Source organism: Ensifer sp. VA4 (genome assembly GCF_055710065.1).
The window spans coordinates 67,409-74,141 of record NZ_JBVQPO010000017.1 but is presented as its reverse complement, the minus strand read 5'-3'; the positions used below and the strand labels follow the sequence as shown (position 1 = coordinate 74,141).

The 6,733-nt window shown below is 62.2% G+C and carries 6 protein-coding genes; 2 read left to right on the top strand and 4 right to left on the bottom strand.

Going from position 1 to position 6,733, the window contains the following annotated elements:
• The coding region (locus AC0C6X_RS26580; RefSeq protein WP_472956062.1) for a hypothetical protein at positions 1 to 246 on the top strand (246 nt) is incomplete at its 5' end.
• Here AC0C6X_RS26580 and mmsB read toward each other — a convergent pair.
• The 4 genes from mmsB to AC0C6X_RS26560 form a co-directional block, all read right to left on the bottom strand.
• Positions 243 to 1,139, bottom strand: coding sequence for a 3-hydroxyisobutyrate dehydrogenase (mmsB, locus tag AC0C6X_RS26575; protein ID WP_247960602.1), 897 nt, complete (start codon positions 1,137 to 1,139; stop codon positions 243 to 245). The two genes, AC0C6X_RS26580 and mmsB, sit on opposite strands and share 4 nt — an antisense overlap.
• Before the next feature lie 56 nt (positions 1,140 to 1,195).
• Positions 1,196 to 2,248, bottom strand: coding sequence for an enoyl-CoA hydratase/isomerase family protein (locus AC0C6X_RS26570; RefSeq protein ID WP_173519873.1), 1,053 nt, complete (start codon positions 2,246 to 2,248; stop codon positions 1,196 to 1,198).
• A gap of 23 nt (positions 2,249 to 2,271) precedes the next feature.
• Positions 2,272 to 3,414 (bottom strand): isobutyryl-CoA dehydrogenase, encoded by a 1,143-nt coding sequence (locus AC0C6X_RS26565; RefSeq protein WP_247960604.1) that lies wholly within the window; start codon positions 3,412 to 3,414, stop codon positions 2,272 to 2,274.
• Positions 3,415 to 3,613: 199 nt separating this feature from the next.
• Positions 3,614 to 5,032: a helix-turn-helix domain-containing protein gene (locus AC0C6X_RS26560; protein ID WP_173519871.1), complete on the bottom strand. Its 1,419-nt coding sequence runs from the start codon at positions 5,030 to 5,032 to the stop codon at positions 3,614 to 3,616.
• 158 nt (positions 5,033 to 5,190) lie between these two features.
• On the opposite strand from AC0C6X_RS26560, the gene AC0C6X_RS26555 reads away from it, so the two are divergent.
• A complete protein-coding gene (locus tag AC0C6X_RS26555; RefSeq protein WP_173519870.1) occupies positions 5,191 to 6,723 on the top strand; it encodes an acyl-CoA carboxylase subunit beta in 1,533 nt (510 codons plus the stop codon).
• The last annotated feature ends 10 nt before the right edge of the window (positions 6,724 to 6,733 follow it).

The following is a 6,733-nucleotide window of genomic DNA, read 5'->3' as shown; positions in this document are numbered from 1 at the left end:
CCAAAATCAGCCTCAGCCAACCCAGGAAACTCTAGAGCGAAGGTCGTCGTCGCCAGCAGCGCCGCCGCCCTCGTCAGTGATCGGGCTTATAGACCCACCCCCTCTCACACGTCAACAGACATTTTCACGGCCTCGATAGAATTCTTACAACACATTGAAAATAAAACAGAATTTCTATTCACAGGCATAAAGAGCAGATTTTCGCCCGGTCAAACGGGCAAAAATCCATGGACGTGGATGGATTAGCCGGCCTTTACCTCATCGTTGCCGCGCAGCAGCCGGATCAAGGCGGAAAAGTCCTCGCCACCATGACCGAGCGTCTCGAACATCGAATAGAGCTGCGCGGCCTGCGCGCCCATCGGCGTCGTCGCACCGCTGGCACTTGCCGCCTGCTGCGAAAGCTTCAGATCCTTCAGCATCAGGCTCGCGGCAAAGCCCGGCTTATAGTCGTTGTTGGCGGGCGAGGTCGGGACCGGACCCGGCACCGGGCAATAGGTCGTCAGCGACCAGCATTGCCCGGACGAGGTCGAGGCGACGTCGAACAGCGCTTGGTGCGACAGCCCCAGCCGTTCCGCGAGCACAAAGGCTTCGCAAACCCCTGCCATGGAAATGCCGAGGATCATGTTGTTGCAGATCTTTGCCGCCTGGCCGGCGCCGACCCCGCCGCAATGGACGATCTTCTTGCCCATGGCCTCGAGCAGCGGCTTGCCGCGGGCAAAGGCGTCATCGCTGCCGCCAACCATGAAGGTGAGCGTGCCGGCCGCAGCACCACCGGTTCCCCCGGAAACCGGCGCATCGAGAGATGGGCAACCGATCTTTTCCGCAAGGGCATGCGCCTTGCGGGCGCTGTCGACATCGATCGTCGAACTGTCGATCAGGAGCGTGCCCGGATCGACGAAGCCGAGAAGCTCATCCCAGACATAGAGAACATGGGTGCCGGCAGGCAGCATGGTGATCACGCACTCGGCGCCGCGCACCGCATGGGCGATCGAGCCGGCGACGGCGACCCCGGTCTTTGCCGCGGCATTGCGCGAGGCTTCCGACAGGTCGAAGCCGCTGACGGCGTGGCCCGCCTTCACCAGATTGGCGGCCATCGGTCCGCCCATGTTGCCGAGCCCGATAAAGGCGATCTTCGTCATGTTACTCCTCCTGCATTGAAACTCGGCCAAGCCGACATGCGCCCCATCCTCAGGCGCTAGAACAGCGGCGGGTGGTCCTTTCTGGCGAAACGCAAGAGCATCTCAGGCGTGACGTCGGCCAGCGCAACATTCCATTTTGGACTACGGTCCTTGTCGATCACCGCGGCACGCACGCCTTCGTAGAAGTCGTCGTTGGAAAGCATGCCGAGCGTCGCAGAATATTCCCGTTCGAGGCATTCGTTCAGCGACGCACTGCGACGGCCGGCGCGCAAGAGGTCGAGTGTAAGCTTCATGCTCAGGGCCGAACGGGAATAGAGCAGCGCCAGCGTTTCCTTCGCGAAATCGGAGCCGTCCGCCGCAAGCGCCGCCAGGATTTCCTCCACCGTATCGAAGGCGAAGCAGCGATCGATCAGTGCAAGATGGTGCTGAAGCGGCGTGGGCGGAGCTTCAGACGAATGCCTTGCAATCACCGCATCAACATCACCGCGCCCTGCCGTTGCCGGCAGCCTCGCAAGATCCGCGACGAGCACCTCCAGCTTGTGCGACGTAACGAAGCTGTCCGCAAGCCGGGCATGGATGGCATCCGCAGCGACGATATCCCGGCCGGTCAGCCCGAGATAGGTGCCGAATTCGCCGGGGGCTTTCGGCAGCAGCCAGGTCGCGCCCACGTCGGGGAAATAGCCGATCCCGGTCTCCGGCATCGCCAGCCGCGTGCGTTCGGTGACGATGCGGTGGCTGCCATGGGCGGAAATCCCGACACCGCCGCCCATGACGATACCATCCATGATCGCGATATACGGCTTGCGGTAGCCGGAGATGCGGCTGTTGACGATAAATTCCTCGCGCCAGAACTGCGCACCTTCCGCCGGCCGCTCGCGACCGCTCTCGTAGATCATGCGAATGTCGCCGCCGGCGCAAAGCCCGCGCTCGCCCTCGCCGGTCACGAGCACCGCCGCAACAGCCGGGTCGTTTTCGAATTCGGTCAGGGCCGCCGCGATCAGTCGGATCATCGGCACGTTGAGACTGTTCAGCGCCCGCGTTCGATTAAGCCGGATCCTGCCGATCGCTCCCTGCCGCTCGACGATGACTTCTGGCGCCTGCATGTCCATGAACGGTCCTTTCTGTTTCCGGCCTATTTCCGGCCGATGAGGGAACGCGCAACAATGAGGCGCATGATCTCGTTGGTACCTTCGAGGATCTGGTGCACCCGCAGATCCCTGACAATCTTCTCGACGCCATAATCGGCGAGATAGCCGTAGCCGCCGTGAAGCTGTAGGGCGTCGTTTGCGACAGCGAAGCATCGGTCGGTGACGAAGCGTTTGGCCATCGCGCAAAGTTTAGTCGCTTCCGCGTCGCCGGCATCCAGCGCCGAAGCGGCACGCCACAGGAACGTCCGGGCGATTTCGAGATCGGTTGCCATGTCGGCCAGACGGAATTGCAGCGCCTGGAATTCGCCGATCGCCTTGCCGAAGGCACGGCGCTCCTGGACGTAAGCCAGCGCTTTCTCGAAGGCGGTCTGGGCGCCGCCGAGGGACGCGGCGGCGATGTTGAGACGGCCGCCATCGAGCCCACCCATCGCGATCTTGAAGCCATCGCCTTCCGCACCCAGACGGTTTTCCGCCGGCACGCGCACGCCATCGAGCATTACAGCGCGGGTGGGCTGGACGTGCCAGCCCATCTTCTTCTCATTGGCGCCGAACGTCAGGCCAGGGGCGTCCTTCTCGATGACGAAGGTGGAAATGCCCTTGGGGCCCTCCTCGCCGGTTCTGGCCATGATGACGTAGAGGCCGGATTCACCAGCCCCGGAGATGAACTGCTTCTGGCCGGTCAGCACATAGCTGTCGCCGTCCTTCACCGCCTTGGTCTTCAGGGCTGCCGCATCGGAGCCCGAGCCGGGCTCGGTCAGGCAGTAGCTTGCAAGCACTTCCATCGTCAAAAGCTTCGGCAGCAGCCGCTGCCGCTGTTCGTCCGTGCCGTAGCGGTCGATCATGCCGGCACACATGTTGTGGATCGAGACGAAGGAGGCGACGGCCGGGCAGCCGGTCGCAAGCGCCTCGATGATGATCGCGGCATCGAGCCGGGTCAGCCCCGTGCCGCCGACATCATCACGGACATAGATGCCGGCCATGCCGAGGGCCGCGGCACCGCGTAGTGTATCGACCGGAAAGTGCTTTTGCTGGTCCCAGTCGATTGCGTGAGGGGCGAGTTCGTCGCGGGCGAAATCGAGCGCCATCTGACGAATGGCCTCCTGCTCCTCCGACAAGCGAAAATCCATATGCACGTCCTCCCTGACCGCATACCTGCCGCAGGTTCTTTTAAACCTGCAGCACCTCAGAGTCCTACTGCGACCTTTGCGCGTCTCACAAGACGCGCGGCACTGTTGTAGGCGTAGGGGGCCTAGTTACACCAAACTTCGTACCGGCACAGATGCAACTTCTCACAGGTTCTGTTCAAAAATGAACAGACGCCCCAAATCAACTCTCGCTTAAACGATACGGCAGAGCGCCGCGTAAGTCATGATCCACGATCAGCCGGCGCTTCAAAGGCGGTACGGCGCGGCTCGCGCATTTCGTCCGCTCGCAGATGCGACAGGAAATGCCGATCGGATCGAAAGCGGCGCGGTTACCGAGATCCATGTCGTCGGCATAGACGAAGGCATCGGCGTAAGAGATCTCGCAGCCGAGCGCCAGCGCATAGCGCGGCTGCGCGGCGCGGAAACCGCCACCCCCCTTGGTGATCTGGGTGGCGAGACAGAGGTAGCGAACTCCGTCAGGCGTCTCGGCCAGTTGCCGGATGATCCGGCCGGGCGCCTCGAACGCCTGGTGCACGTTCCAGAGCGGACAAGCCGCACCGAAACGGGCAAATTGCAGCTTCGCGGCACTGTGGCGCTTGGTGATGTTGCCGGCCCGGTCGATGCGGGCAAAGAAGATCGGTATACCCTTCTGTCCCGGCCGTTGCAGCGTCGAGAGGCGGTGGCAGACCTGTTCCAGCGACGCGCCAAAGCGGGCGGAGAGCAGCTCGATGTCGTGCCTCAAGTCACGGGCGGTCTTTGAAAAGGCCTGATAGGGCAGGATCAGGGCACCGGCGAAGTAGTTCTGCAGGCCGATGCGGCAGATCTCATAGGCCTCTTCGGTGCGAAAGCCGGCGCCGCCGGCCACCCGGTCGATCTCCTCGCGGGCATGAAGCTGAGCGATCTGCAACGCGATCTGGAAATCACGGGTCGCCGCCGGCGCATAGGGGTTGAGGGTGAGAAGCCGGGCCCGCGGATCGAAGCGACGGATCGCCTCGTCGCCGGCGGCGCCGCGAACGACCCGCACGCCATGGCGCTGCTCCAGATAGCTTGCAAGTGCGGCGTGATTGTCACCCTCACCGAGTCCGAGTTCCCCGGCGAGCCGCTCCGCAAGCATGTCGATCTCGTGAATGTAATTGTCGACGAAATGGAAGAAGTCGCGCACTTCCTCATAGGGCGTTGTTTCGACGAAGGGCCCGCCGCGGCCGATCGTGTCATCGATGCTTGCAAGCTGTTCGCTGTTGCGGCGATAGGCCTGGTGACAGGTGATTAGTGCATGCGCCAGCCCCGGCGCGTTCTGCGCGACGAGCTTCAGCTCCTGCAGGCTTGCCGAATAGGTCTCGAACAAGGGATCGCTGAGAGCCTCCGAGAGCGCCGAGAGCAGGCGATCGCCCTCGCCAGTCGAAAGCTCGGCAATATCGATCTGGAACTTTTCGGCCAGTGCCAGAAGCACGGCGGCCGAGACCGGCCGTTGGTTGTTTTCGATCTGGTTGAGATAGCTGGTGGAGATGCCGATGCGCTCGGCGAACTGACCTTGCGTCGCCCTGTTCGCCTCCCGCAGTTCCCTGACCTTGCGGCCGATATAAAGCTTGCCGATCGCCATGTTCGCAACTTTGCAATTTACGTTTCACAAAATTCTCTGTTTCACATTTGCACATGAAGGGACGTTTTTCCATCCGACCTTCGACGCTATTGCGAAGCTCGAAGCGCCTCTGCACAATCGTTGAAAAAGCCGGGCAGTGAAAAAATCGGGAGGGCACCATGCGCGCCATACTAGAACAGGTCGAAGCCCGCAGGGCCGAAGCAAGAGCCGGCGGCGGCCAGCGGCGGATCGACGCCCAGCATGGCAAAGGCAAGCTGACGGCACGCGAACGCATCGAAGTGCTGCTCGATGAGGGCTCCTTCGAAGAATACGACATGTACGTCACCCACCGCTGCGTCGATTTTGGCATGGAGAGCCAAAAGGTCGCCGGCGATGGCGTCGTTACCGGCTGGGGCACGATCAATGGCCGTCAGGTCTATGTCTTCTCCCAGGACTTCACCGTGCTCGGCGGTTCGCTCTCCGAAACCCACGCGCAGAAGATCTGCAAGATCATGGATATGGCGGTCAGAAACGGCGCGCCGGTCATCGGCCTCAATGATTCAGGCGGCGCCCGTATCCAGGAAGGCGTTGCCTCGCTTGCCGGCTATGCCGAGGTCTTCCGCCGCAATGCCGAAGCCTCCGGCGTCATTCCGCAGATTTCGGTGATCATGGGCCCCTGTGCCGGCGGCGCGGTCTATTCGCCCGCCATGACCGACTTTATCTTCATGGTCCGTGACTCGTCCTACATGTTCGTGACCGGCCCCGATGTCGTGAAGACGGTGACGAACGAGATCGTCACGGCGGAAGAACTCGGCGGCGCACGCACGCACACCTCAAAGTCTTCGGTCGCCGACGGCGCCTATGAAAATGACATCGAAGCGCTCGAAGCGACGCGCCTGCTCTTCGACTTCCTGCCGCTCAACAATCGCGAGAAACCGCCGGTTCGTCCCTTCCACGACGACCCGTCGCGGCTCGAAATGCGTCTCGACAGCCTGATCCCCGATAGCGCCAGCAAGCCTTACGACATGAAGGAACTGATCCTGGCTCTTGCCGACGAGGGTGATTTCTTCGAACTTCAGCAGAGCTTCGCTAGGAACATCATCACCGGCTTCATCCGCATGGAAGGCCAGACGGTCGGCGTCGTCGCCAACCAGCCTACGGTGCTCGCCGGCTGCCTCGATATCGACAGTTCACGCAAGGCCGCCCGCTTCGTGCGCTTTTGCGATGCCTTCTCGATTCCGATCCTGACGCTCGTCGACGTGCCTGGCTTCCTGCCCGGCACGAGCCAGGAATATGGCGGCGTAATCAAGCACGGCGCCAAGCTGCTCTTCGCCTATAGCCAGGCGACCGTGCCGATGGTGACGCTGATCACTCGCAAGGCCTATGGCGGCGCCTATGACGTCATGGCCTCCAAGCACATCGGCGCCGACGTCAACTATGCCTGGCCGACCGCCGAGATCGCTGTGATGGGTGCCAAAGGCGCGACCGAAATCCTCTACCGTTCGGAACTCGGCGACGCCGAGAAGATCGCCGCGCGAACGAAGGGATATGAAGAACGCTTCGCCAACCCGTTCGTGGCGGCCGAACGCGGCTTCATCGACGAGGTGATCATGCCGCATTCGTCGCGGCGCCGCATCGCCCGCGCCTTCGCATCGCTACGCAACAAGCAGGTCGATGTTCGTTGGCGTAAGCACGATACGATCCCGCTCTGATGGAGGCGAT

What these genes read in the sequence shown, in the direction of transcription:
- mmsB (WP_247960602.1), bottom strand. Translation starts at nt 1,139, where the DNA reads ATGACGAAGATCGCCTTTATCGGGCTCGGCAACATGGGCGGACCGATG.
- AC0C6X_RS26570 (WP_173519873.1), bottom strand. Translation starts at nt 2,248, where the DNA reads ATGGACATGCAGGCGCCAGAAGTCATCGTCGAGCGGCAGGGAGCGATC.
- AC0C6X_RS26565 (WP_247960604.1), bottom strand. Translation starts at nt 3,414, where the DNA reads ATGGATTTTCGCTTGTCGGAGGAGCAGGAGGCCATTCGTCAGATGGCG.
- AC0C6X_RS26560 (WP_173519871.1), bottom strand. Translation starts at nt 5,032, where the DNA reads ATGGCGATCGGCAAGCTTTATATCGGCCGCAAGGTCAGGGAACTGCGG.
- AC0C6X_RS26555 (WP_173519870.1), top strand. Translation starts at nt 5,191, where the DNA reads ATGCGCGCCATACTAGAACAGGTCGAAGCCCGCAGGGCCGAAGCAAGA.